Below are 23,850 nucleotides of genomic sequence, written 5' to 3'. Positions count from 1 at the left end.
TTTTTAGATATATCATAAAGTGATATAAGAAGGTAGGAAGAAAATGAAATCATTAGAACAATTAACTGATTCTGTATTTTATATTATGGCAGGATTTACAAAGCCTAGACATGGATATGTAGTGATGAGTTTGATTGAGGAGTTAACAAATGGGAAAGTAGTCATTGGCCCTGCATCACTATACACAATTATTAAAAAGTTAATAGCCGAATCCTACATTGAGTTATTTGATGGTTCAGATTCGCGTAGGAAGGTATATGTTTTGACAGATAAAGGTAGAGAAGTGTTGGAACAAGATATTTTGAGACGTAAAACGATGCTTGATTTTGCTGAAAATGGATTAAAAGGGGAGAACTAAAATGGGGAAAACAAAATACATAATGTCAAATGGGATTGCTTTTTCAGAAGAAAAAGATTTAAAAAAGCTAAGAAAATATGCTGCAAAAGGATGGATTGTGAAACGTTTTAAACGAATGGGATATGAATTAGAAAAGGGCGTTGCTGAAGATACTATTTTTAGTCTTGATATAAGACCATTAGCAGAAAACGAATTAGAAGAATATATTGAAATGTTTGAATCGGCAGGTTGGGAATATGTTTGTTCAAGTTATTATGGAGCGCACCTATTTAAGGCCAAACCTGGTACAAAACCAATTTATACAGATAAAGAAACAAAACAGGAGAAAATAAAAATACTTAGACAACCAGTTATGTCAGCAGTTGTAATTAGTATGACTATGCTGATTGTAAGTTATTTAGTTCATTCAGTAAGTTCAGGGGTATTAAGTACAATATTTTCGATAGTTTTCTTATTTTCCCTTGTCATTACCATCCCAATGTTAATGACATTAATGGCAACCTACTACCATTCGTTTCGAACAAAATAGTATAGAAAAAGAATTTCTAAGTTTATAAAGAAGTGGTAATTATTATACCTTATTTGCCCGCCAAAATGATCAATCTTTTTTATAAAACTTTTTGAGAGTAAAGCTATAAATCCCTTATATTTCGATCAATCTTTGTTCAAAATATAAGGGATTCTTGTATGATAAAATGAATGTTCTCAGCAACCTTTTAATCGGACTTTATTTTAAGTCAACAATGACTATTAAGTCATTCCTGTTCCTCAAAGAAATCTTCTATGGTACTAGCAACCTCCTTGAATGCTTCACCTTGAACACTAGGAATTAATAATCTTCTGGTTATATTTTCCCACTGTGAATTTACACCATCCCAATTTTCAGTAATATGTTTATAGAGGTAGCACCACAACGCGATCAAGCTAAGAAAAGCAAATACCCCAAAACGAGAAAATTGGCATCTCCAGGTGAAAATGAACTTAAATTCTTTAGAAATTATATAAAGTGTTTATTAGCAAAGGAGAACAAGAATATATAATTTGATGCCTGCTAATGAGATTTACTGTTGATGTTCGAGTTCGTCTAACTTTTTTAAGAATTCTAGTTCTGCCTCCAGAAACGCAATACGCGCTTCCGCTTTCTTTAACTTGTCGTCAGAAGAGAGTGATTTGGAAGAGCCCGTACTTCCTTTTCCGCGACGCTCTGTATAAAATCCTTCCTCACCAAATTGTTCATATGTTTTTCTCCAACGTTTTAAACATTGATTTGGTTTCTCCTTACCGATGATATCTAAAGAGAATCCATTCTCTAAAAAAATTTGATTTGGCCCTTTTCCTTGTTGATTTTCTTTCACAGCTCTTACTTTAAAATCTGGGCAATAGCGAATCGAACATTCTGATACTGTTACTACATTTCCATTCTTTTTTAGTTGTTTCCTTTGTAGTTCATGAAAAATCATTTTACTCCTATTCCGTACCTCACTTCTATCGTTGTATCCATTATAACGATGTTTGCTTATAAAAATACACAAACAACCCGAATCATGGACTTTTTTTAAGTATCCACGATTCGGGGTACAGTTCAGCACCTTAGGATGTCTTTCTTTTGTACATTATATCCATTACGTACTCATTGATTTTTTATATATGTTTGATATAATTACTGTAATAGTATTATGGTAATACCTTGTGTATATAATAAAAAGAAGAGATGCGCTAACATCTCTTCAGGTAACTGCTACCGCAAGGCGGTCGGTTGCTAAAATCTAGTTATTCTTTTTAGAACCGCCCTTTCGCTTGCCGGCTTTGGGGGCGGTTCTTTTATTTCGTTTACTGTTAATCTTCTTCGCCAGCTCATTCGCATAAGCTGTTGCAAATACTGTAAGGAATACCTTAGCAGCGTCATACAATAAATTAAATAAAGAATCCATTCGGTCACCTCCTTTCTCTCTAAAATAAGAGAAAGGATAGCAACCTCCCGCCCTCACAATATCCAGTTACATACAGTCTATCACACAATTTTATTAGAGGAAATATCATGGGAATAATCTCAAATTACCTAGATAAAAAACAAAACCTCGATTTAGACATCTAAATCTCTTTTCATCTAAAACCTAGGGGTAGCGCTTCGTAGCAGTTACCTCTATTTGTCTTGTGTTTTTAACTATGGGCTGAGTAGTTACAAAATTTTATTTAAAATAACCTCATTCTTCATATATAGTCCCTCTTTTCTTTATAGCATCGAATACGATTTGGCGTTCCTCATTCAATTTTGTATACATTTTTAAAGTCTTCATTTCAAAAATGATTTTCCGTTCTTCATCCGAACAAAATATTGTCTTTCCTGTATGTATAATCTGAGCTTGAAAAACTGTAGAAGCTTCGGATAAATCAACTAAATCAACATCTCTATGAACAATATTGGCTAATTCCTGCGCTAATAAAAAACGTTCATAGTTCCCTAAAGTTGTATCACTTAAATACGCTATATCAATATCGCTATCTTCTCGTTCTCTATTCTCAGCCGTTGATCCAAATACAATTATCCAATAGGGATTCACCGTCTCTTGTAATTTTTCTATAATAGCTGTTATCATGCTTTGAAAAATCATTTTATTCATCCCCCTTAGTATACTTGAATTTTATTATATCATAACCATTTATGAGTCCTTTAAACTCCTACAAACACCTAAACAAAATGAATCCTTTTCGTACTTAAGACATCACAAAATAACATGCATATTCCCGAATTATACTAACATGAGTTCGAGAGTAAGCATGTTATCGTTTCGACTCGTAAATAAAACAATTATAACCATCAAGGTGAATTTTACACTTTAGATTACACAGCGCCCACTTGACATGGAGCCTCTACAGGTAGAAAAGAACCTTGGCTGTTGATCATACCTGCTTCTTCAAATAAAGTGAGAGACAAAAGTCCATATTAGCAAAAACTGTAAAATTTATCCTGACGTTTACAGGAAAAGCTTTTTACATTTTCTATTAAAATAGTTACCTTTGAAATGTATATGTAGTCCCCCTATCAGTTGAAGACAACTCACATTTAATCTTTAATATCTCGCACGTTTCTTTAATTATTAACATTCCTAACCCTTGATGAGATTTCTCCACATTGAACCCTATTCCATTATCTTGTATAACAATAGCACCATTTTTTATCATTACATCAATAGAGCTTGCCTTTGAATGACGTTGTGCATTCTGAAACACATTATCGAGTATCCTTTCTATCCATAATTCGTTACTGCGCCAAACAAGTTTTTCATCCTTAACCGTATATTTAATTTTTATATTATTATTACTAAATATATACGTCCATTTTTTTATCATTTTATCTGTTAAGTTTGCTATATCAACATTTTCATAAATTATATAAGATTTTTTAACAGACTCTAAATCTTCTTGATTCAACTGGTTTACTAATTTTGAAATATAATCAATTTGTTCAGAGAGCGATAAAACAGATTTTTCTCCCAGTATTCCATCCCTTTGTAGTAAAAATAACTCTAGCCTCATCGCTGTTAACGGGGTATTAATATCATGAGATAATCTATTTAAATACTCCTTTTTAAAAGATAGCTCTGCGTTTAACATGAGTTCTTTATGTGCCAAACGGTCAATTAATACATTGATTGATTCGGCTAGCCAACCAATTTCATCATTTTTTCTTACGAGTAACTTTTGAGGTAATTTTTTATCTTGAGATATTTTTTTTATTGTTTTATTTATTTCTTCAATGCGGTGCAAAATATAATGAATTGATTTAGAGGAAATTACAATTAGTAAAATCAATAATCCAAAGAAAACTCCAAATATACTTGAATAAATGAATGTTTGATTATACGGCTGTTCTAAATGAAAAACTGTTGACATAACCAAATAAAGTAAAAATAAAATGAGATTAGTTAGTAAGTATAGAATTGGGACCAAAAAGACTATAGTTGCTAATAACAAATAATACTTTTTCTTAAGACTCATACGTAATTAAGGGTATTTAATCTATACCCTTCTCCATGAACGGTTTCAATAATATCATTGTTTTTATCCGAAATTTTCTCTCTAATTTTTTTTATATGCACATTTAATACACTATTTTTAGAATACTCTAATGGCCATAAATAATTGAATATCTGTTCCCTCGTTAAAATTCTATCTCTATTTTCATATAGGTAAAAAAACAACTTCCTTTCTGTTGCCGTCAATTTTATTTCAGAATGTATGCTTTGTTTAAATACTCTATAACTAACTGCATCAACATATATATTTTGAATTTGAGTAAATAAACCATATTTGTTTTTTAGTATCAACTGTATCCTTGCTAATAGTTCACGGGGGTCAAACGGCTTTACTAAGTAGTCTTCTCCAAGAGATAACCCTTTTAATTTACTATCTATATCACTTCTAGCTGTAAGAAATAAAATAGGAAGTGAGTATCCATTCTCCTTCAGTTTCTCTGATATTTCATATCCATTTTCACCAGGCAACATAATGTCAATTATGATCATATCAGAATTTTTCACTTCTTTTAGCGCTCTTTGACCATCGGTTATCCAAAGCGCTTGATATCCTTCTCCTTTTAATACCTCTTGTAACATAGAACCAATGGCATGATCATCCTCGATAATTAAAATGGTATATCCATTCATCAGCAAATCACCTCTTTAAACCTCACCCAAAATTAACCATTTTCCAACTAAAGTATATCATATGCTACTTCATTGCCCATCATTAGTTATAGTTATATTTCGAATTTTCTTTCGATGTTTACATGTTTTGAAACACAAGAAACAATACAAAAAATAGAAAATACGTCATAAAAAGTATAAGGATTGACCTTACCTTCATTTCTTTCAGTTTCCTTACTCCCTTAAAAACTACTTCATTAATAAGCAACGATACCGAGAGAATGAAACTAATCATAGAAATTATTAAACTTACCACTGCCAATATACCCATTAACAATCCACTCCTTTTGATGAACTTATCTTTATGGTAATCGGTATGGATAAAGATTTTATTAACATTTCCCTTCTCTCCCTCTTGAAATGAGAGCGTCACTTATGAAAATAAGGTGAAACTTTTCCAATAAAGAACGGAACATAGTAGTCATGTACAATATGTTCCGTTCTTTTGATTTTCTTTCTTGCACTTCTTCAAAACTACGATGATAGTGATAAAAAAAGACTGTCCGAATTGAACAGTCCAATATTACTATTATAATTTTTTAAATAAAAAATAATGGTTATGTCCTTCGGGGAAATCTTCTACTGTGCCATAAACCTCGAAACCTAAGTTTTTATAAAAATCAGGAGCTTGAAAGCTAAACGTATCTACCTTGATCATTCGGCATTTCTTCTCCATAGCGAATTTTTCAGCCTTTTTAATAAGCTTTTTGCCAAACCCTTTCCCTTGAAGGCTTTCATCAATCCAAAGAAATTGAATGACAAGACTTTGCATTTTAGTATTTCCTGAAATGCCGCCAAGGATATTCCCTTCTTCATCCTTAATTTTAAAACAAAAATCTTCGCCAACGAAGTTTCTATCTTTTTCTGACAGATGCTTTATATTGTATTCTCCTAGCCTTTTCCGAATGTAAGAGGGATCCTCTCGGTTCCATTCTGTATCAATCACTACATTTCGCATCTTTTATACCTCCTAATATTTTAAAATTAATTTTATTCGCTCTACTACGAAAAAACTCCTTTTTTATTTTAAAAAAATAAAAGTACAGTCCGAATTGAATGTATATATGTTGAACGCCAAAAAAACAGGAGATACCAATCTCCTGTTTTCATTATTGCGCGATTAATTTTGTTTTATTGCGTTCTTCTAAATAAGATAATACATATTTGACAGCCGCCTCACCTTGATCGATACAATCCGGAAGGCCAGTGCCAGCGTAGGAGCTACCAGCTAAATATACGCCTGGTAGTTCTTGTTTTAGGAATGCTGTTAGTTTTTCCATTCTTTTGTTATGTCCAACTGTATATTGCGGCATAGCATCTTTCCAGCGGCTTACAACAGTAAAGTCTGGCGCCGCTACTATGTCCATTGTTTTTTGTAAATCTTCTAATACAAATTGAACGATTTCTTCATCTGTTTGTTCTACAATGGCTTCATCGCCAGGACGCCCTACATAGCAGCGCAACAATACTTTCCCTTCCGGCGTTGTATGCGGCCACTTTTTATGCGTCCACGTGCAAGCTGTAATAGAAAAATCACTATTTCTTGATACGACAAATCCCGTTCCATCAATATCGCGCTTAATGGCTTCTTTCGGGAAAGCGAGTGCGACATTCGCTACAGATGTCGCCGGAATATTGCGGAAGAAGCGGAACTCTTTATACTGCGCAAACATAGATGGCAATCCTTTATGCGAAGCTGCAATGACAACTGCATCTGCCTCTATTTCTTTTCCGTTGCTCAGAGTGATTTCATAACCATCGCCTAGCTTTTTCACTTTTTCAACGCGCGTTCCCTTCATCACTGTATTCGTATCAAGTTTTTCTTCTATTACCTCAACTAATGATTCTAATCCTGGTTTTACTGTTAAAAAGATTCCTTTTGGTTTCACATCTTTTATTCGTTTTGGTGCGAACGCACGCATACCAAGTGAAATACTACGGTACTTCTGCTCTATTTGATACATGTTTGGGAATGTCGCCATCAAACTCATTTGATCAATATCCCCTGCATAAATACCAGCGAGCAATGGTTCAATTAAATTTTCAACCACTTCATTTCCGAAACGACGACGGAAAAATTGACCGAGTGATTGATCAGAAACTGGTTTTGAGCGTGGCAGTACAAAATCAAAACTAGCCCTTAATTTACCAACCGGAGAAAACAGTCCTGAAAATAGAAATGGCGTAATTTGTGTCGGAATTCCCATCATAGATCCGCTCGGCATCTTGTGCAATCGATTATTCACAAGAACAAATGACTGACCTGCTTTATTATTTACAAGTTCGTCTCCCAAACCGATTTCTCTCACCAACCGAGCTGCACTTTCTTTTCTTTCGAGGAAAGAATCTGGGCCACGCTCAATTGTAAATCCTTCTTTTCGAACGGTTTGAATTTTCCCGCCAAGCTTACCTGATGCTTCTATTAATAACGTATCCATCTGCAACCCTTGTTCACGAATTTCTTTTTGTAAGTAATACGCTGCTGTCAATCCAGCAATTCCACCACCGACGATCACCACTCTTTTTTTCAAAACAGTCCCTCCTTTCCCGCGCGCAGTATTACAATACTTCTGCTTGTTTCTTGAACACGACGTCTGCTAAACAATCGATAAATGCTTCCGATGCATTTGGCATCTCAGGGCGATAATATTTCGCTCCAATTTCATCCGTCACGATTTTACATTCAATATCATTGTCATATAATACTTCCAAATGCTCTGCTACAAAGCCAACTGGTGCATATACAAATGAAGTGTAACCGAACTTTTCATACAGCTCCCTCGTTAAATCTTGCACATCTGGTCCAATCCATGGATCGGGTGTGTTGCCGGCACTTTGCCAACCGACCGCGTAATTTGGAACTTCTGCACCACGAGCAATATATTCTGCTGTTTCATTTAATTGCTCTGGATATGGGTCGCCTAATGCGATAATTTTTTCCGGTAAACTATGCGCAGATACAATTAAAACTGCTTTTTCACGTTCGTCTTCTAGCATGCCGTCATAGATGCCTTTCACCGCATCTACCCAATACTGAATAAATTTCGGCTCTTTATACCAGCTTTCAATGCCGTGAATTGTTAAATCTTCAAGCTTTGCTGCTTCTTCTTGTGCTCGTCCAATATAAGATTTCACACTAAAAGTAGAATAATGGGGGGCAAGAACAAGAGCAATCGCCTCTTTTATTCCATCATGATGCATAGCTTGTACAGCATCTTCAATAAAAGGCTCAATATGCTTTAACCCAAGATACATATGGAATTCCACATCATCTTGCATTTCATTTAAACGCTGTTCTAGTCGTTTCGCTTGTTTTAATGTAATAGCGGCTAAAGGAGAAATACCACCAATTGCACGATAGCGCTCTGTTAAATCCTGTAACATTTCAGGACTCGGCTTTCGTCCTCTACGAATATGCGTATAGTAACGTTCAATGTCCTCTTCTTTATATGGTGTTCCGTATGCCATAACAAGCAACCCAATTTTCTTTTTCATACCCCTAATTCTCCTTTACTTCGCTAACTGCTCTTTCGAATATTCATGAATAAACGCTGTTAAACGTTTTAACGTATCAGGATTCACCTCTGGAAATACACCGTGACCTAAATTAAAGACATAGCCAGGTTGTTTTATTCCTTGGTCTAAAATGCCTTTTACATGCTCTTCAATGACATTCCATGGTGCAAGCAATAGCGAAGGGTCCATGTTGCCTTGTACTGCTTTATGAATACCGCGCATGCGCGCCTCTTCAATTGGCAAGCGCCAATCTAATCCTACTACATCAAGCGGCAAGTCATTCCATTCGTTTGCTAAGTGACCTGCGCCAACGCCGTGCATAATCATCGGTACGTTCATTTCACGAACCTGTGTAAAAATGCGCTCCATTGCTGGTTTAATAAATATGCGATAATCTGCTACATTCACTGTACCAACCCAAGAATCAAACACTTGCACCGCCTTTGCTCCAGCTTGAATTTGCGCTTTCAAATACGCAATGACCATATCTGAAAGCTTATCCATTAATGCGAACCAAGCTTTCGGTTCTGCATACATAAACGCTTTTGTTTTATGATAGTTACGCGACGGTCCGCCTTCAATCATATAGCTCGCTAACGTAAATGGCGCACCTGAAAAACCGATAAGCGGAACATCCAACATGTCTGATGTTAACAACCGAATAGTATCTAATATATATGGTACATCTTCTTCTGGATGGATTTCGCCAAGCTTCTCTACATCTTGTAAAGAACGAATTGGATTCTCGATTACTGGTCCAATTCCAGATTTTATTTCTACATCAACCCCAATTGCTGGAAGCGGTGACATAATATCTTTATATAGAATCGCCGCATCGACATTGTATTGATCAACTGGAAGTTTTGTTACATATGCACAAAGCTCCGGGTTGTGTGTAATTTCAAATAAAGAATACTTTTCTTTAATCTTTCTATATTCTGGCTGAGAACGCCCTGCTTGTCTCATATACCACACTGGTACATAATCCGTTCGTTCCCCTTTACATGCTTGTAAAAACGTCTCATTTATATTTCTTACCAAAGCCCTTGCTCCCTTCCTCACGAACACTTCAAACGAATCCTATTCGATAATTATCTTTTTTTACTATACAGCTTGTAAAAACAAAATGCATAACATTATGTATGTTGTTCATGAAATTGACACAAACGTTCATAAAAACGCTCGTTATTTTCGGAACATTCTTATTATATCACAAGCAAAAACTACGGTTTAGCTACTTTTGTTTTTTCCCCTTCCCGATTTGTTTGCGAGTTATATGGAACAACGTAAAAGCTTGGTCTTGCAAATATATTAATAAATTTCACATCATATTCACCAGTTCCTTTCACCGTTCCGATATACGTATGAACTCCATTCTCTATTTGATAAATTCTGTACATAATCCTTTTATCAGGAAGAGGTTTCCAGCTTAATTTTGCAGTGAATAAACCAAATGGATGAAAAGATAGTTTCGCTTCTAAATGTTCAATTTTCCTTAAATGAATGGGCTTACTAATCGTCGCAACTCCTTTTGGTCGCTTAAATTTTTCTTTGTCCTGCACATGAGCTTTCGTTAAAATCTTTTTAAATAGCTCAGTAGCAGACTCACTTTCACCATATAACGTATGTTTTTTATCTGTACGATCATATCCCATCCAGACCGCCCCTACTAAACTTGGCGTATATCCGACAAACCAAATATCCCTTACGCCCTCACGTTGGTTGGAAAGCGAAGTCGTCCCTGTCTTTCCAGCTAGTGCTCCTTTATACACTCCTGCTCTTGCTGTTCCTTCCTCTACAACCCCCTCTAACATTTTTGTCATATACCACGCAGTCTGTTTTGAGAAAATTTTCGTTTCCTCTTTTGGGGACTCGCCAATCATTTTCCCATGTCGATCGAATACTTTTTCAATGACATGCGGCTCAATAATTTTTCCATTTGCTAAAAATGCACGATACATCTTCACAATTTCAAACGGAGAAACTCCTTCTTTTAACCCTCCAAGTGCGGCGCTTAAGCCTGAATCAGCAATGTGAATGTTTCCCTTTTCTAAATATTGCTTCCCTTCTTCTACTCCAAGTTCATGCAGTAAAGAAACCGCCGGAACATTCGCTGACTGTAAGAGCGCATCATACATCGTTACTTCTTTTGCATATTGATGATTATAATTTCGCGGTACGTATCCTTGAAACGCAGTTTTTTCATTCGTTAATAAAGAATACGGATTGTACCTCTTTGTTTCCAGGGCTGGCGCATATACAAGAAGCGGCTTTAACACAGAGCCTGGTTGACGCTTTGCAAATACTCGATTAAAGCTTCTTGGAACATATTCTCTTCCGCCAATCGCCGCCTTAATTCCTCCCGTCTGATTATCCATTAATAAAAAGGCGCCTTGCACACTTTGGTCTCCCCCTGGGAAGTTTTTTTCATCTTGAAACTGATCATAAGCAACCTTTTGCATATTTTCATCCATGGAAACAACAAACGTATAACCGCCGCGGAGAACTTCTTGATGTGACAAGCCATATAGACGTGCCGCTTCATCCACGACCATATCTACATAGGGCATATAGGCAAGCTCCTGTTTATCTAGATTTTTATAGAGCGCAATGGTTTTCCCTTGATAACGAACGCTTTCCTCCGCTGTTATATATCCTTGGTTATGCATGAGAGACAAGACTAAATCACGGCGCTCCTTACTCTTTTTCGGATGTAAAAACGGAGAATATCCGCTTGGTGCTTTCGGAAGCCCAGCTAACATCGCTCCCTCTTCAACAGTTAAGTCCTCTACATTTTTATTAAAATACATTTTAGCTGCGGATTGAATTCCATATGCACCATGACCAAAGTAAATATGGTTCATATACATGTCAAGAATTTGCTGTTTTGTATATTTTTGCTCGATTTGCAGCGCTATTGCAACTTCTTTCAACTTGCGTACAAATGTTTTTTCATGCGTTAAAAATACATTTTTGACGAGTTGCTGTGTAATCGTACTGCCTCCTTGCACTTTCTCTCTCGCTAGAAGATCCCGGTACACCGCCCTGAAAATGGAAGGATAGTCAATGCCATGATGTTCATAAAAGCGCGCATCTTCTACTGCAAGAAATGCTTGCTGCACATGTTTTGGAATTTGCTCAATTGGCACAAGTTCTCGATTTTCTATATATAATTTTGTAATTTCTTTTCCTTTCTGATCAACGATACGTGATGAAGAGTGGAAAACCAACTGCTTTTCATCCATCATATAACCACCAGCTAACACGATTAGTTTATAGATTACGATTGCAACTATAAACACTGCTACGCCGCTTATTACAGTCCACTTTATTTTCTTCATACTTCGTCCTTCTTTCCAAATGATGGTACATTTATTATTTGAAAAAGACTCTTCTTTATGTATATATTCTTCGAAGTTTTTGGTAAGAGTTGCTATAATAAAAACAAACTTATGAAGGAGGCACCAAAAATGAAAGCTATCATTTCACACGAAACACCTCTAGAAAAACCACATGTTATCGCTAAAAATAATGAAAAAGATATGTTTTATAAAGAAAATATAGAAAAAACGGTAGAAGGAGCACTCCAATATGATGTGCTCGATGCAGTCGGGGAATTAAAAGGACAAGCTGGTTTTATTGTTTGCAACAATATTTCTGTTACAGATGAAGGGCGCCCTGTTTTTGAAAATCGTTTCAAAAACCGCGCCGGGCTGATTGAAAACGAACCTGGTTTCCAAGCGATTCGCGTTCTTCGCCCATTAAGTAACGATACATATGTCATTATGACAATGTGGGAAACCGAGCAAAACTTTAAAGACTGGACAGAATCTAGATCTTTTGAACACGCGCATAAAAAACGTCCGGCACAAACAAATGCAGAGCCGCAAAAAAGTATCTTTTCCAGACCATCTTTTGTAACAACATTTCAAGTACAAGGGTAACAATCTAGTTCACTTGCAATATGACAAAGAGATGCGCAGTACATGAAATTATATCGGCGATTCGACATGAGTTAACGACTCTTCGACAAAAAAAGACGAAAAAAAGATCATCCTCCTTACGAGGAGGCCACTGAAAAAATCCACCTAATAAGAAAAAGGAGACCACCACCTACTATATACAGGTGATGGTCTCCTTTGTGTTTTCTATATATCGATAAAATGCACGTTATTTTTTCAAAGCAATCACTTTTTCAGTGCCTTCCTTACGAGAGGGTGATCTTTTTCGCTTTCTTAAACCAATCTTGCATCGCTTCCGCATCTTTCATCGTCGTATGTTCTAATTTATAATGATGTCCAGCTACTGATGAAGCAATCGCAAATGTCATCGAGCATAATTGATCCTTTCGCTGAAAGACCGTTTGCGTCTTAGAAAATGATTGTATATGTCTTCTGCGTATTAATCCTGTATGTTTTCCAATCGTTCTCGATACAATCGTCAACTGTTCATCATCCAATGCATATCCACCAGCTGTGAACGATTTATAGCCTAGCCATGTGAAAAGAGCAAATAACGGAATTAATGTGAGAAGGGCGAAATATTTCTCAAAATATATTGATGCACCTGCAATCGGAATTGTAATAGCGAGAAAAACAATCCACCAACCAATCAAGTACCTTCTTAATGCAGCCTTTGGAAGCTTTATGACATTTGTTTCTAATCGATAAGGAAGTTCTAAATGTTCTAGTAAACCTGATACATGTGCCTTTTTCATAAGAGGATGAAGCGTTACACTTGTCTCCCCTTTTTCAACATTTTGAATGACTTCTGCATGAATGGAACAATATCCTAACAATTCGCGCAGCAATGTTTCTTTTACTGTAATGCCTTGAATACGATGCGTCTTTAAAACAACTTCCTTTTTTTCAAGAAGTCCTTGTGAAACTCGTATTTCATTTCTATTTCGAACAATTGTAAAATTCGCATGCTTCAGGGCATAACGAATTGTTGATAAAATCCACGATAAAACAAATAGCACTAGCGCACCGTATATCCAAATCGAAATGGAGAAATCAAAACCCATCACATATTTTTTTACCTTTTCAACCATCCATTCCGGAGCATAATCATGTATCTTTGAAAAAATAAACAATAGGATCGAAAATACGAGGCCAAATTCACCAGAAGTGATAGAAGCGAAAATAATTTCCTTCCATGTGAGCTTATACTCAGATGAATTTTCTTCTTGTACGACTACATCCATTCTTTTTGTGGATGCTTCCGCATTTAAAAGGGAAATGAGTTCTTTTGCTTCCTGCATCGTAATACCAGCTAAACTTACTTCCGGTTCATCCCCTCCGCCTGCTGCTTCAATTTTCAGTTTTGTTAAACCGAACAATTGATATAAAACATGTGAACTTGTATGAATGGTTTGTACACGATCTTTATTTAAATAACTCTCTTTTTTAACAAACATTCCGTGTTTAATATGTAGTACGTTATCTTTCACCCAGTACACTTTGTAATACCAATGTATAACTGAAAAAATAATTGTCCCAACAAAAATGGCAATCGGGATCATATACCAAAAGGCAAATTTTCCTCTCAAACTGATTAAAGGAATGATTCCTGGCAGTAGATGTGAGATTTTTAATTCTAATAAAATCGTGATCGGATGCTGCCTCTTATACATCCTCATCACTCACCTTTACCAGTTCTGAAATTTGACGTTTTAAGCGCTCCGCTTCCCGCATCGTTAACCCAGGTATTTTATGAGCCGTAGCAGCAGTTGAAATTTGCAGTTCTGCCAAACCATGTTTTCTCATAATCGGTCCTTGTTCAATCGTTACATGCTGAACGCGTATCATTGGAACTAAAACACGCTTTACAATAAACATACCGTGCTGAATTTCAATCTCTTCTTCATTTAATTGATAACTATGATACCGCTGACGTAGCTGTGGGAACACAAAATAATCGAGTGGTGCATAGATTAACGATCCAATAAATAGCACACCAAGAAGCCAGCCCCACCAATGAAATTGAATCATAAAAAAGAGATAAGCAAGAACAATTGCTGTCAGTACACCTGCTCCAATTAAAGCATGAATTTTCCAAACTTTCACCATATCAGGATGAATTTCATTTTCCAATGGCTGCATTTTATCACTCCAACTCTAGAAATCTATAAAACATATATTATTTTATTATTGTAATATGTTCTAATCGAACAAAACAAGGTAAAACAAGTATTTTTTGTAAATATATTATTTTATCTAATATCTCTCACAACATCGCATCTTTCCACACTCCCTTAAAAATTACATATAAAACCAAACAAACTATATAATTACATAAAATACTGTATAATAAAAAAGAGTGAGAAATTTTAAGAAATAGAAAACGCGAATAGAAAGCCCCCTTTAGCCAAAGGGGGCTTTCTATCTTCTAAAGAACTTAAAATTACTCTTTCATAAATTCCTTCGTACTTCTCACTGTATCAATTGGGCGAACTAATTTTTCTATTTCTGCACGTTTTGGCTCTAAGAATGGAGGTAATGATAATTTTTCTCCAAGCGTTTCATAAGGTTCGTCTCCCATAAAACCAGGGCCGTCTGTTGCAAACTCAAATAAAATTTGTGGTGCAACTCTTGCGTATAATGACTCAAAGAAATGACGGTTTACATAGCCAGATGTAGGGAATCCAAAACCACTCATTCGCTCAATCCATTCCTCTAATACGGAGCGATCCTCTACGCGGAATGCTGCATGGTGCACTGTACCATAACCTTGTCGTGCTTCAGGAAGAATCACATTATGTTCTACAATGACAGAAGCACCATTTCCTCCTTCTCCTACTTCGAATAAATGGAACGCTCCGTCTTGAGCAATCTCTTTAAATAATAGAACTTTTTCTAACATTTCTTTGAAGTAACTAAAGTTCGCAATCCGAACGAAAACAGGTCCTAAACCAGTAATTGCATATTCTAATGGAATTGGCCCTTTTTGCCAAGGTGTACCAGATTCCACCCCTTTATCAAACTCATCTGATATAAGTTGATATTGTTGATCATCAAAATCAGAGAAAGAAAGAGTTTTCTTGCCAAATTGCTCTTTAATTCCAGTATGTTTCACTTCTAAGCGATCAAAACGTTTTACCCAATATTCCAATGCTACATCACTTGGTACTCGGAATGATGTCTTTGAAATCTCATTTGTACCGTGTACCCCTTTTGGAATGCCTGGGAAATCAAAGAACGTCATGTCCGTTCCTGCACTACCTTTATCATCTGCGAAAAATAAATGATACGTTTGAATGTCATCTTGGTTTACTGTTTTTTTCACTAAACGCATTCCTAAAACATAAGTGAAAAATTCATAGTTCTTTTCTGCACTACTTGTAATTGCTGTAACGTGGTGTATTCCTTTTAAGTGGTTCATTTTATATTCCTCCAATAGTTTATTATTTTTCTTCAATAGGAGATAAGTTCGCTTCAATTTCCGCTCTTTGTTCCTCTAAAAATGGCGGTAAATCTAGTTTTTCTCCTAAATGTTCCACATCTCCATCAACTGTAAATCCTGGTCCATCTGTCGCAATTTCAAAAAGAATCCCGTTTGATTCACGGAAATATAAACTTTTAAAATAAAAACGGTCGACAATTCCTGAAGAATGGAAACCTCTTTGTTTTACTTGTTCTTCCCAATAAAGGAGCTCTGCATCATTTTTCACACGAATTGCTAAATGGTGAATACTACCTCGGCCCGGTTTTTCAGAAGGTCCATCCAAATATTTCACAACGATTTCTCCAAAGACTTCTCCTTTGATAGACTGAAAAATCGCTTCTTCCTCATTTCGGCTCACCTCTGTATAACCAAACATATTTGTCAATGTACTCGCCATTTTATCAAGTCGACGCACCGTCATTTCCACAGAACCCATTCCTTGAATTTGGTGCTGGGCCGGAACTTCGGATTTTTCCCATGTTTCCCAATGTTCTACTTTTTCCCCGTTTGAAACGAGTAACACGAAACGAAGTCCTTCAGGATCCTCGAATTTCAAGGCAGAACGATTCGCATATGTTGTGATTTCCTCATGAGGCACACCATATTCCTCAAATCGTGCTTTCCAGTAATTTAAACTGTCTTCTGAAGGGACAAGTAATCCGATTCGAGTAATTGCGTTTGTACCGCGGTATGTTTTCCCTACTAGTGGAATTTCAAAAAATGTTAGCTCCGTACCTGGACTCCCTGTTTTATCTCCGTAAAATAAATGATACATTGACGGATCATCTTGGTTTACCGTCATTTTCACGCGGCGTAAACCAAGCACATGTTTATAAAAATAATTATTTTCACTTGCGTTTTTTGTAATCATGGAAATGTGATGATGACCTTTAATTTTATACATCGATAGTTCCTCCATTCTTGGTTTACTAATCAAGTGATAACGAAAAAATAACGTGTATCAAAAGTAATCCCTTAATTTTCTAATTTATGTTCAGTATGTTTTTGTAGCTTCGTCATGATCTTATATAATGTTTTTTGTTCATCTTCTGTTAAGCATTCATTGAGCATAGACGTTTGGAAGTTAAGTTGGTGTTCAAATACTTCATGTATTTTTTCTTCTCCTTTTGGAGTAAGCGTAATCCATTTCGTCTTCCAATCCTGCTTACGCTGTATATATCCCTCTTGCTCAAGTCGAGTGAGCATACGTGAAATTCCGCCTTCTGACACCGTTACTTTCGTAGCCAATTGACTTTGCATGAGCGGCTGATAAATAGAAACCTGATTCAATACATCGAACTGAGCAGCAGTAATATGAAACTGTTTTAAAAACTCATTCGATAATAAATTACTTTGATGTGTAAATCGAGCAATACGAAACCAGATTAGTGAACTGAGTGTACTCTTTCTCAATATGGCTCACTTCCTTTCGTTACTATCACTTTACACCTCAAGTGAATGAAATGCAAGAAAAAAATCTCGAATTCGAGATTTTTTCTATCCTTACAAAATGTATCGGCGGTTCCGCTTCATTTATCGACGCTATTCCGAAGTTATCGGCGATTCTCATTCAATTATCGGCGCTACTTCCATTTTATCGGCGATTCGACACAAGTTATCGACCAGTCGACAAATTTCGCCACCTCAGTACTACGAAAACCCCCTTTTCACAAAGGGGGTTCCTCAAATCTCCTGCAAAAGACGGAAACGATAACAATTCATCGTCACTTCTCCGAGCCGCCCAAGCAGTTGATAGTTTGCGTATGCTCCTACTGGGGCGCCGATGACTGGGACAAGCTGAAGCATTTTTGCTAGGTCGATATAATCGCGATATTCTGTTTGAAACTTCTCCCAGTTCATCTGATTTTCTTTTTTCGTATCCCACGTTTCAATTGCTTTCCATATATCTTTTCGATGCTCATCACTTGAAAAAGCAAGCTGAAATACATGGAGAATAAAGAGACGCTCTTCTTCTTTGTTCGTATCAAAACCATAAATCGTCGCCGCATCAAATAAAAATTTAATTTTAATGCTAAGTAGAAGCGGAAAATCAGCAAGCCCTAAGAAAAAACCACCTGCTCCTGTGCCCGCTCCTTCTGCCGCAGCAATTTTTTTATACTCATCCAGTTTCTTTAAAACTTCTTCGTCTCTTCTTTGCAAAGACCAATCTGTTTCTTTTAACTTCGGTTTGATGAAGTTTGATCCAGCACTAATTCCCTGTACCATCTTTTTAATTGTTTCTGTTAATATGCGTTGCACTTTTTCAGGAATGAACTGCTGAACTTTTGTCTGTACTTTTTTGGAAAAACGCGCCATCATAGACGAATCCTTCAACATTGCCTGTTTCCATTGTTGCAATTCTTTTATGACCTGATCTTCATATGCAGTCATACGTTTCTTCCTTTCAGCTTAATCGTTCAATGCGCTTTGCACTGTATTGATTGACAAACACAATACTAAAAGCGATGCTAACGACAAATAAAATGCAAGTCATGATTATATCTTTTGTGGCAAAGGCGAATAGAATCGTAAATAGAACGCTGCCGCTACATAAAATCATGCGCAGTAGGCTCAGAAAATCTTTTTTCTTCTCTTCTATCCCTACCGGATATAAGTCCAGCCAAATTTTTAAGCGATGATGTTTCCAAAGACTGAGTAGCTGATAACCGATTAAATATAAAAACACAATACTTACGATGAAACGTCCGTATAAAAACGGAATAAAGTAAAGAAGAATTCCGCCAATTGCCAGTAAACGAATATACAAGCCAAAATAGTTGCCTGATCTTAAAAAGGTACGCGTATATAAATAAAGATATGTACGTTTTTCACCGATAATAGAAAGAACAAAATCAAGCCATTTGCGGCGCGCTACTCGTTCTTTCAGCGCCGGAACATCGACAAACATATTCGCAATGCGATACAGAAGCATCATTTTCTTTCCTTCTTCAGCAATTAAATATTCCCAATTCATCGGTTTTCTCTTTACCATTTGATGAATTATAAGTAAGTAAATCACCATAACAGCTAAAACGATCCCGACAGAAATGAGTGAAGTATGCTCAATAAGAAAATACACGAACAAGCCGTTACATAGAAAACGAATGAACCAATCCGCGCGCTGCATATTTTGATCTGTTAAAAAGGACTTTTCCCATGTGACAAATAAATTCCATGCTTTCACGAACAGAAGTATGACTACAATCCATATGTAAGTCCCGCCCGTTTGTTTCATTTGTTGAAAATATAACGGTGCAAGAGCGGCTGCTACAATTGCAATGACATAAAGATGCATCATAAATGTAAAGAAGAAGGCTTTCGTAAAGTACGGTTTTAGTTTTTCCTCCACCGGAAGTAAATACACAAGATCCGCTTCTTTTAACAGCGTTTGAATCGATCCTACTGTTAGCACAAATCCAAGCACAATTCCCATCACAATGGCTGTCTCAAATGACGGCGTTAATGTTTCTAGCCATTTCTGGTAGTAAAATGCACCTGCCCCAATTATAAATACAAAAATAAACTTAAGATGATCATTAAAAACATACTTACTATATGTACGAACTTCCTTTAAAAAATGTCTAAATCGCTCTTTCCATAATGCCGTACTATTCATAGTCTTCTTCCTTTGTTAGCGCAATATAAATATCATCTAGCGTTGCCCCTGGCATATTGAATTGCGTTTGAAGCTCTGATAACGTTCCTTTTGCTCTTACTTCCCCTTGATGCAAAATAATAAAAGAATCACAATAACGCTCAGCTGTCGCTAAAATATGCGTACTCATTAAAATACCCGCACCGCTCTTTTTCATCTTGTCCATCATTTGAAGCAGCGATTGAATCGCTAAAGGATCGAGTCCAACAAATGGTTCATCAACAATATACAGTGACGGCTCAACAAGAAATGCGCTCATAATCATAACCTTTTGTTTCATCCCTTTTGAAAAGTGAGATGGGAACCATTTTAAACGGTTATTCATGCGAAATTCTTTTAAAAGTTTTCTAATGCGCTCTTCATATTGTTTTTCCTCTACACCATACGCCATCGCCGTTAACTTTAAATGCTCCTCTAACGTTAACTCATCATATAATACAGGTGTTTCTGGAATAAACGAAAAACTAGAGCGATATGCCGTCATATCTTCCTGAATCGTTTTCCCATGAATGGTAACCGCTCCTTTTTTCGGTTCCATTAAACCGATAATATGTTTAATCGTCGTACTTTTCCCTGCCCCATTTAAACCAATTAAACCAACTAATTCACCTTTCTGAACAGAGAACGAAACATCTTTTAAAACAGGTCGTTTCGTGTACCCTCCTGTAACATTTTCTACACGTAATAACTCGCTCATACGACACCACTTTCTTCGTTATAGTTATTCTCTTTCCTAAGAATTGTTCTATATTCATCTTACCAAAAATCACAACATCCTACATAGTTTCGATTTCTTCAAAAAAAATTTTTCTTTTCTTTACATATCTTCTGTAAAACGGGACATGATAATGAGTGAAGAAGGAATACATTGAAAAAGCAACCACCAATTGATGAAGATAAAAATCATCATGAAATGGGGTGTCCATCATGGACAACGAAAATTTACACGATCCAGATTGTACGTTTTATTTTAGAAACGGGGTGTCTCGAGGAGAGTCGATACTGTTTTATAAAATAAACAATTTCATTTAAGCTAAGATTGCAATTTCATTTCTTCGTAAATGGGGTGTCTACGGCAGAAACTTTAGCCGAATTACCGTGCATTTCTTAAATAAATGAGGTGTCTGCGAAAGGTAAATGATAAACAATGCTTTTTCAATCCCTCTTCAGAAAACAGGAAGCTGAGTCAGCTTCCTGTTTTTCGTGTTTGTTCTCGTATGTAATTATGGTAAAATACGGCTAAGACCACTTGAAAGGATGAAACAAATGAATCATACAGCGGATCATTGCATTTTTTGCAAAATCATTGACGGACAAATTCCGTGCTCAAAAGTATATGAAGATGAACATGTACTTGCATTTTTAGATATTAGCCAAGTAACAAAAGGACATACACTTGTTATTCCGAAAGTACACAAGCAGGATATCTTTGCGTTAACACCAGAAATCGCATCGCACATTTTTGCTGCTGTACCTAAAATTGCAAATGCGATTAAGGAAGAATTTAATCCAGTTGGTTTCAATTTATTAAATAATAATGGTGAAAAAGCTGGACAAACTGTATTCCACTTCCATCTTCATTTAATTCCACGCTACGGTGACAACGATGGTTTCGGTGCTGTTTGGAAATCACATCAAAATGAATATACAATGGAAACATTACAAAATATCGCAAGTACCATTGCAAATCGTGTAAAATAATTAAGGCTAGAAAAAGACATAAAACATAAAAGTACATAGCAAGCCAATTCCTCCAAACGACATATATTGCATGGCTTGTTTTTTCACCCAAAATGCTGGAGGATATGATCTTTTTTGCTTTACAAATAAAAGTAAATGCATAGCACGCACAAGAAAGAAAAGACTTATGATAAAACAAAGAGTCGTCATGATTTTCACTTTTCTCCCCCCTTGTCTTAAGCATATGCATACTTTTGTACATCATGAATAAGAACAAAAAATAAGGAGGTCTCCTTTTATGTCAAAAGCTAAATCCTTTCTAACAGGTGTTATTTGTGGCGGAGCTGTCGCTGGACTAGCTGTTCTCTTTTCCACTCCTTCTTCTGGTAAAGATATGCGCAGCAAACTAAAAGAAAAAGGCGGCGATATGAAAAAGACGCTAGCTGATATTACTGCTGATACAAAGCTATTAAAACGCCAAATTGTTGAAACAGCTTCAGAAGGAAAAGAAGTCTTTCAAGAATTAAAAGAGGATATGCAAGATACGCTTTCTTCTTGGAAACAAGATATTTCACATAACAAACGTCATATCGAGCAAGAAATTTTAGATATTCAAAGATCGATTGAAAAATTACAACAAGCCGTTCCAGAAAAAGCGTAAAACATATGACATGTGTAGTTTTTTGCATATAACAAATATTTTGTATATCGTTTGAATCTCACACGACATATCAAATAGATATGTCGTGTTTTTATGCATTTACAATATCTGTTAGCCTGTACCACATAAGATGATACCGCAATTCTCCCCTTGAAACCCCTTCTACATTTATGCATGATTTGCACATACACATACTTTTCCGAAAAATTTTAATAATTCTCACAAAAGTACTTTATTAATTTTTATTTTACTGGCATAATAGATACTAATGAAGAATGTTAAAGTGGGTGAGTAAATGAAAAGTGGAGAAAAAGACTATTCGATAAAAGAGGCAATGATCTTTAGTCAGCGCATTGCTCAGTTATCGAAGGCGTTATGGAAATCTGTAGAAAAAGATTGGCAACAGTGGATTAAACCTTATGATTTAAACATCAATGAGCATCATATTTTATCTATCGCTTATCATTTAAAAGGAGCTTCTATTTCAGAGATTGCTAAGTTTGGAGTTATGCACGTATCAACCGCATTTAACTTTTCTAAAAAGCTCGAAGAACGCGGCTATCTCGTATTTTCTAAAAAAGAAGATGATAAACGAAATACGTATATTGAAATTACAGAAAAAGGGGAAGAATTACTACTGAAGTTAATGGAGGAGTATAACCCTGAAAATAATTCTGTCTTTAACGGCGCACTCGCCCTTCGCAATTTTTACGGGAAATTCCCGGAAAATATCGAATTAATTGCGATTTTAAGAAATATTTACGGACAAGACTTTATTGATATTTTTGAGAAATCATTAGAAAATATTGAAGAAAACTTTACAGAGCAGGAACAAAAATTAATGAAAAAATAAGCCGGATTATCTTTTCGCTATGATGCGTAAAAATTCTTCCATAAGCGGCTGAAATAATCCTTGTTTTAAAAGCGCTTCCGCAGTTTCGGTTACTTCGAGCTGATGTGGAAGCGCTTTTTCGAATTGATCTAAGAGAGCATCAAACAAAAGTAAACCTTCTTTTTTCTCTTCTACATATTGATTGTTCAATCCTTCACAAAGATTAAGTATACGTTCAACATCCTTTTTACGTGCTTTTTTCTTTATAATTAAAGAATAAAATGGACACTTATCTTCATCAATCATTCGAAAGAGAAGTTCTACATAATATTCAGCTTGTTCTAGTCTTTTTACAACGTCCATTTTCTCCCTCACTTTCCAACCAAAGTCTTCTATTTCTGAATTTTATAACACGAACAAAATATCGTATGATACAATATATAAAAGTATATGTATTTTGGCCAAAAGGAGGTATCTCCTCGTGACTCTTATAGAAATCGTTTTTGTCACATTTGCACTTATTGTTCTATTCTATACAAATTTCATGACACATACACTTTGTGTTCAAAAACAAATATCCGAGAGCCGCCAACCAGGTGTGTTTCGGATTATGAATGTATGTATTACGATTCTATTAATTTCTAGTTATATAGAAATTATATTTCATTGAAAGTGAGGAAGGAAAGCCCCTTCCTCACTTTTTTCCTCTATAAACAAATTATACCTACTATAACTAATAAAATAAACAGTACAAGCAATAAAATAAGCATAGAATTCATTCCTCATCCGCCTCCTCCTTTCTTTATATGCACATGTGCCCAAAAGTGGTACCCGCTTGCGAATCTGACAATTTCCTTAAACAAATAAGCAATTTTTCTTTATCAATAGGAAAAGACCTCAAAATATGATATATTAAATTTTGTACATATTGCCTATACTATAAAAAGATTACCTGCGGACAATCTTTATCCTCAGCCTCAGTAAGCGCTGTTCAGT

General features: G+C 35.8%; 28 protein-coding genes and 1 pseudogene. 8 read left to right on the top strand and 21 right to left on the bottom strand.

Translation table 11 applies throughout. The features are described 5' to 3' along the window. Nucleotides 1-43: 43 nt before the first annotated feature. Both MR058_RS01360 and MR058_RS01355 read left to right on the top strand, forming a co-directional pair. The gene (locus tag MR058_RS01360; protein WP_242142152.1) at nt 44-358 is read left to right on the top strand and encodes a PadR family transcriptional regulator; all 315 of its coding nucleotides are present in this window, start codon (nt 44-46) and stop codon (nt 356-358) included. A 1-nt stretch (nt 359) separates the two neighbouring features. Beyond that, nucleotides 360-887, top strand: a complete 528-nt coding sequence (locus MR058_RS01355; RefSeq protein WP_242142150.1) for a DUF2812 domain-containing protein — start codon at nt 360-362, stop codon at nt 885-887. 532 nt (nt 888-1,419) lie between these two features. Here MR058_RS01355 and MR058_RS01350 read toward each other — a convergent pair. The 10 genes from MR058_RS01350 to MR058_RS01305 all read right to left on the bottom strand — a co-directional run bounded on the left by MR058_RS01350 (nt 1,420) and on the right by MR058_RS01305 (nt 11,921). Continuing rightward, complete coding sequence (locus tag MR058_RS01350) at nt 1,420-1,818, bottom strand: HTH domain-containing protein (RefSeq protein ID WP_242142148.1); 399 nt, start codon at nt 1,816-1,818, stop codon at nt 1,420-1,422. Nucleotides 1,819-2,124: 306 nt separating this feature from the next. Further along, the gene (locus MR058_RS01345; protein ID WP_242142146.1) at nt 2,125-2,289 is read right to left on the bottom strand and encodes a hypothetical protein; all 165 of its coding nucleotides are present in this window, start codon (nt 2,287-2,289) and stop codon (nt 2,125-2,127) included. Between the two features lie 273 nt (nt 2,290-2,562). Then, on the bottom strand, nt 2,563-2,970 hold the full coding sequence (mntA, locus tag MR058_RS01340) for a type VII toxin-antitoxin system MntA family adenylyltransferase antitoxin (RefSeq protein ID WP_242142144.1): 408 nt from the start codon (nt 2,968-2,970) through the stop codon (nt 2,563-2,565). Nucleotides 2,971-3,370: 400 nt separating this feature from the next. After that, the gene (locus tag MR058_RS01335; protein ID WP_242142142.1) at nt 3,371-4,252 is read right to left on the bottom strand and encodes a HAMP domain-containing sensor histidine kinase; all 882 of its coding nucleotides are present in this window, start codon (nt 4,250-4,252) and stop codon (nt 3,371-3,373) included. Between the two features lie 101 nt (nt 4,253-4,353). Continuing rightward, entirely contained in the window at nt 4,354-5,025 is a 672-nt protein-coding gene (locus tag MR058_RS01330) for a response regulator transcription factor (protein ID WP_242142140.1), read from the bottom strand. A 568-nt stretch (nt 5,026-5,593) separates the two neighbouring features. After that, the gene (locus MR058_RS01325) at nt 5,594-6,010 is read right to left on the bottom strand and encodes a GNAT family N-acetyltransferase (protein ID WP_242142138.1); all 417 of its coding nucleotides are present in this window, start codon (nt 6,008-6,010) and stop codon (nt 5,594-5,596) included. Between the two features lie 163 nt (nt 6,011-6,173). Then, on the bottom strand, nt 6,174-7,595 hold the full coding sequence (gene hemY, locus MR058_RS01320; protein ID WP_242142137.1) for a protoporphyrinogen oxidase: 1,422 nt from the start codon (nt 7,593-7,595) through the stop codon (nt 6,174-6,176). Between the two features lie 28 nt (nt 7,596-7,623). Next, on the bottom strand, nt 7,624-8,559 hold the full coding sequence (gene hemH / locus MR058_RS01315; protein WP_242142135.1) for a ferrochelatase: 936 nt from the start codon (nt 8,557-8,559) through the stop codon (nt 7,624-7,626). 15 nt (nt 8,560-8,574) lie between these two features. After that, nucleotides 8,575-9,621, bottom strand: a complete 1,047-nt coding sequence (gene hemE, locus MR058_RS01310) for a uroporphyrinogen decarboxylase (protein WP_242142133.1) — start codon at nt 9,619-9,621, stop codon at nt 8,575-8,577. Between the two features lie 182 nt (nt 9,622-9,803). Next, nucleotides 9,804-11,921: a transglycosylase domain-containing protein gene (locus MR058_RS01305; protein ID WP_242142130.1), complete on the bottom strand. Its 2,118-nt coding sequence runs from the start codon at nt 11,919-11,921 to the stop codon at nt 9,804-9,806. A 129-nt stretch (nt 11,922-12,050) separates the two neighbouring features. On the opposite strand from MR058_RS01305, the gene MR058_RS01300 reads away from it, so the two are divergent. Continuing rightward, nucleotides 12,051-12,524, top strand: coding sequence for an antibiotic biosynthesis monooxygenase family protein (locus MR058_RS01300; protein ID WP_242142128.1), 474 nt, complete (start codon nt 12,051-12,053; stop codon nt 12,522-12,524). Between the two features lie 263 nt (nt 12,525-12,787). Here the strand turns inward: MR058_RS01300 and MR058_RS01295 are convergent, their stop codons facing one another. The 8 genes from MR058_RS01295 to ecsA all read right to left on the bottom strand — a co-directional run bounded on the left by MR058_RS01295 (nt 12,788) and on the right by ecsA (nt 20,378). Further along, nucleotides 12,788-14,215 carry a PH domain-containing protein gene (locus MR058_RS01295; RefSeq protein ID WP_242142127.1) on the bottom strand — a complete coding sequence of 476 codons (1,428 nt, stop codon included), beginning with the start codon at nt 14,213-14,215 and terminating at the stop codon, nt 12,788-12,790. Then, entirely contained in the window at nt 14,208-14,684 is a 477-nt protein-coding gene (locus tag MR058_RS01290; RefSeq protein ID WP_242142125.1) for a PH domain-containing protein, read from the bottom strand. Before MR058_RS01290 ends, MR058_RS01295 begins: the two co-directional genes overlap by 8 nt. A 301-nt stretch (nt 14,685-14,985) precedes the next feature. Further along, nucleotides 14,986-15,963, bottom strand: a complete 978-nt coding sequence (locus tag MR058_RS01285) for a ring-cleaving dioxygenase (RefSeq protein ID WP_242142123.1) — start codon at nt 15,961-15,963, stop codon at nt 14,986-14,988. Nucleotides 15,964-15,985: 22 nt separating this feature from the next. Further along, complete coding sequence (locus tag MR058_RS01280; protein ID WP_242142121.1) at nt 15,986-16,930, bottom strand: ring-cleaving dioxygenase; 945 nt, start codon at nt 16,928-16,930, stop codon at nt 15,986-15,988. A 71-nt stretch (nt 16,931-17,001) separates the two neighbouring features. Beyond that, entirely contained in the window at nt 17,002-17,439 is a 438-nt protein-coding gene (locus MR058_RS01275; RefSeq protein WP_242142118.1) for a MarR family winged helix-turn-helix transcriptional regulator, read from the bottom strand. Between the two features lie 270 nt (nt 17,440-17,709). Further along, the gene (locus MR058_RS01270) at nt 17,710-18,417 is read right to left on the bottom strand and encodes an EcsC family protein (protein WP_242142116.1); all 708 of its coding nucleotides are present in this window, start codon (nt 18,415-18,417) and stop codon (nt 17,710-17,712) included. 13 nt (nt 18,418-18,430) lie between these two features. Then, entirely contained in the window at nt 18,431-19,642 is a 1,212-nt protein-coding gene (locus tag MR058_RS01265) for an ABC transporter permease (protein WP_242142114.1), read from the bottom strand. Next, on the bottom strand, nt 19,635-20,378 hold the full coding sequence (gene ecsA, locus MR058_RS01260; RefSeq protein ID WP_242142113.1) for an ABC transporter ATP-binding protein EcsA: 744 nt from the start codon (nt 20,376-20,378) through the stop codon (nt 19,635-19,637). Before ecsA ends, MR058_RS01265 begins: the two co-directional genes overlap by 8 nt. Nucleotides 20,379-20,549: 171 nt before the next feature. On the opposite strand from ecsA, the gene MR058_RS01255 reads away from it, so the two are divergent. Next, a complete protein-coding gene (locus MR058_RS01255) occupies nt 20,550-20,699 on the top strand; it encodes a hypothetical protein (protein ID WP_242142111.1) in 150 nt (49 codons plus the stop codon). Nucleotides 20,700-20,947: 248 nt separating this feature from the next. Continuing rightward, nucleotides 20,948-21,382: an HIT family protein gene (locus tag MR058_RS01250; protein WP_242142108.1), complete on the top strand. Its 435-nt coding sequence runs from the start codon at nt 20,948-20,950 to the stop codon at nt 21,380-21,382. Between the two features lie 6 nt (nt 21,383-21,388). Here MR058_RS01250 and MR058_RS23825 read toward each other — a convergent pair whose 3' ends face one another. Beyond that, on the bottom strand, nt 21,389-21,523 hold the full coding sequence (locus MR058_RS23825) for a membrane protein YhzF (RefSeq protein ID WP_465038432.1): 135 nt from the start codon (nt 21,521-21,523) through the stop codon (nt 21,389-21,391). A gap of 136 nt (nt 21,524-21,659) precedes the next feature. On the opposite strand from MR058_RS23825, the gene MR058_RS01245 reads away from it, so the two are divergent. Together MR058_RS01245 and MR058_RS01240 are read left to right on the top strand one after the other, a co-directional pair. Beyond that, a complete protein-coding gene (locus tag MR058_RS01245; RefSeq protein WP_242142106.1) occupies nt 21,660-22,022 on the top strand; it encodes a YtxH domain-containing protein in 363 nt (120 codons plus the stop codon). A gap of 295 nt (nt 22,023-22,317) precedes the next feature. Further along, on the top strand, nt 22,318-22,875 hold the full coding sequence (locus tag MR058_RS01240) for an HTH-type transcriptional regulator Hpr (protein WP_242142103.1): 558 nt from the start codon (nt 22,318-22,320) through the stop codon (nt 22,873-22,875). 6 nt (nt 22,876-22,881) lie between these two features. Here the strand turns inward: MR058_RS01240 and MR058_RS01235 are convergent, their stop codons facing one another. Beyond that, nucleotides 22,882-23,217: a DUF1878 family protein gene (locus MR058_RS01235; protein ID WP_011983902.1), complete on the bottom strand. Its 336-nt coding sequence runs from the start codon at nt 23,215-23,217 to the stop codon at nt 22,882-22,884. Nucleotides 23,218-23,335: 118 nt separating this feature from the next. On the opposite strand from MR058_RS01235, the gene MR058_RS01230 reads away from it, so the two are divergent. Beyond that, a complete protein-coding gene (locus MR058_RS01230) occupies nt 23,336-23,524 on the top strand; it encodes a hypothetical protein (RefSeq protein ID WP_041809508.1) in 189 nt (62 codons plus the stop codon). A gap of 37 nt (nt 23,525-23,561) precedes the next feature. On the opposite strand, the pseudogene MR058_RS01225 reads toward MR058_RS01230, so the two are convergent. After that, a pseudogene (locus MR058_RS01225) lies at nt 23,562-23,697 on the bottom strand (YjcZ family sporulation protein). Nucleotides 23,698-23,850: the final 153 nt, after the last annotated feature.

Source organism: Bacillus cereus group sp. BfR-BA-01430, from assembly GCF_022663115.1.
GTDB lineage: Bacteria > Bacillota > Bacilli > Bacillales > Bacillaceae_G > Bacillus_A > Bacillus_A cereus_BD.
Note: the sequence above shows the minus strand (reverse complement) of the source record. Positions and strands in the feature narration are given on the sequence as shown.

What these genes read in the sequence shown, in the direction of transcription:
- MR058_RS01360 (WP_242142152.1), top strand. Translation starts at nt 44, where the DNA reads ATGAAATCATTAGAACAATTAACTGATTCTGTATTTTATATTATGGCA.
- MR058_RS01355 (WP_242142150.1), top strand. Translation starts at nt 360, where the DNA reads ATGGGGAAAACAAAATACATAATGTCAAATGGGATTGCTTTTTCAGAA.
- MR058_RS01350 (WP_242142148.1), bottom strand. Translation starts at nt 1,818, where the DNA reads ATGATTTTTCATGAACTACAAAGGAAACAACTAAAAAAGAATGGAAAT.
- MR058_RS01345 (WP_242142146.1), bottom strand. Translation starts at nt 2,289, where the DNA reads ATGGATTCTTTATTTAATTTATTGTATGACGCTGCTAAGGTATTCCTT.
- mntA (WP_242142144.1), bottom strand. Translation starts at nt 2,970, where the DNA reads ATGATTTTTCAAAGCATGATAACAGCTATTATAGAAAAATTACAAGAG.
- MR058_RS01335 (WP_242142142.1), bottom strand. Translation starts at nt 4,252, where the DNA reads ATGTCAACAGTTTTTCATTTAGAACAGCCGTATAATCAAACATTCATT.
- MR058_RS01330 (WP_242142140.1), bottom strand. Translation starts at nt 5,025, where the DNA reads ATGAATGGATATACCATTTTAATTATCGAGGATGATCATGCCATTGGT.
- hemH (WP_242142135.1), bottom strand. Translation starts at nt 8,559, where the DNA reads ATGAAAAAGAAAATTGGGTTGCTTGTTATGGCATACGGAACACCATAT.
- MR058_RS01305 (WP_242142130.1), bottom strand. Translation starts at nt 11,921, where the DNA reads ATGAAGAAAATAAAGTGGACTGTAATAAGCGGCGTAGCAGTGTTTATA.
- MR058_RS01300 (WP_242142128.1), top strand. Translation starts at nt 12,051, where the DNA reads ATGAAAGCTATCATTTCACACGAAACACCTCTAGAAAAACCACATGTT.
- MR058_RS01295 (WP_242142127.1), bottom strand. Translation starts at nt 14,215, where the DNA reads ATGTATAAGAGGCAGCATCCGATCACGATTTTATTAGAATTAAAAATC.
- MR058_RS01290 (WP_242142125.1), bottom strand. Translation starts at nt 14,684, where the DNA reads ATGCAGCCATTGGAAAATGAAATTCATCCTGATATGGTGAAAGTTTGG.
- MR058_RS01285 (WP_242142123.1), bottom strand. Translation starts at nt 15,963, where the DNA reads ATGAACCACTTAAAAGGAATACACCACGTTACAGCAATTACAAGTAGT.
- MR058_RS01280 (WP_242142121.1), bottom strand. Translation starts at nt 16,930, where the DNA reads ATGTATAAAATTAAAGGTCATCATCACATTTCCATGATTACAAAAAAC.
- MR058_RS01270 (WP_242142116.1), bottom strand. Translation starts at nt 18,417, where the DNA reads ATGACTGCATATGAAGATCAGGTCATAAAAGAATTGCAACAATGGAAA.
- MR058_RS01265 (WP_242142114.1), bottom strand. Translation starts at nt 19,642, where the DNA reads ATGAATAGTACGGCATTATGGAAAGAGCGATTTAGACATTTTTTAAAG.
- ecsA (WP_242142113.1), bottom strand. Translation starts at nt 20,378, where the DNA reads ATGAGCGAGTTATTACGTGTAGAAAATGTTACAGGAGGGTACACGAAA.
- MR058_RS01250 (WP_242142108.1), top strand. Translation starts at nt 20,948, where the DNA reads ATGAATCATACAGCGGATCATTGCATTTTTTGCAAAATCATTGACGGA.
- MR058_RS23825 (WP_465038432.1), bottom strand. Translation starts at nt 21,523, where the DNA reads ATGCATTTACTTTTATTTGTAAAGCAAAAAAGATCATATCCTCCAGCA.
- MR058_RS01245 (WP_242142106.1), top strand. Translation starts at nt 21,660, where the DNA reads ATGTCAAAAGCTAAATCCTTTCTAACAGGTGTTATTTGTGGCGGAGCT.
- MR058_RS01240 (WP_242142103.1), top strand. Translation starts at nt 22,318, where the DNA reads ATGAAAAGTGGAGAAAAAGACTATTCGATAAAAGAGGCAATGATCTTT.
- MR058_RS01235 (WP_011983902.1), bottom strand. Translation starts at nt 23,217, where the DNA reads ATGGACGTTGTAAAAAGACTAGAACAAGCTGAATATTATGTAGAACTT.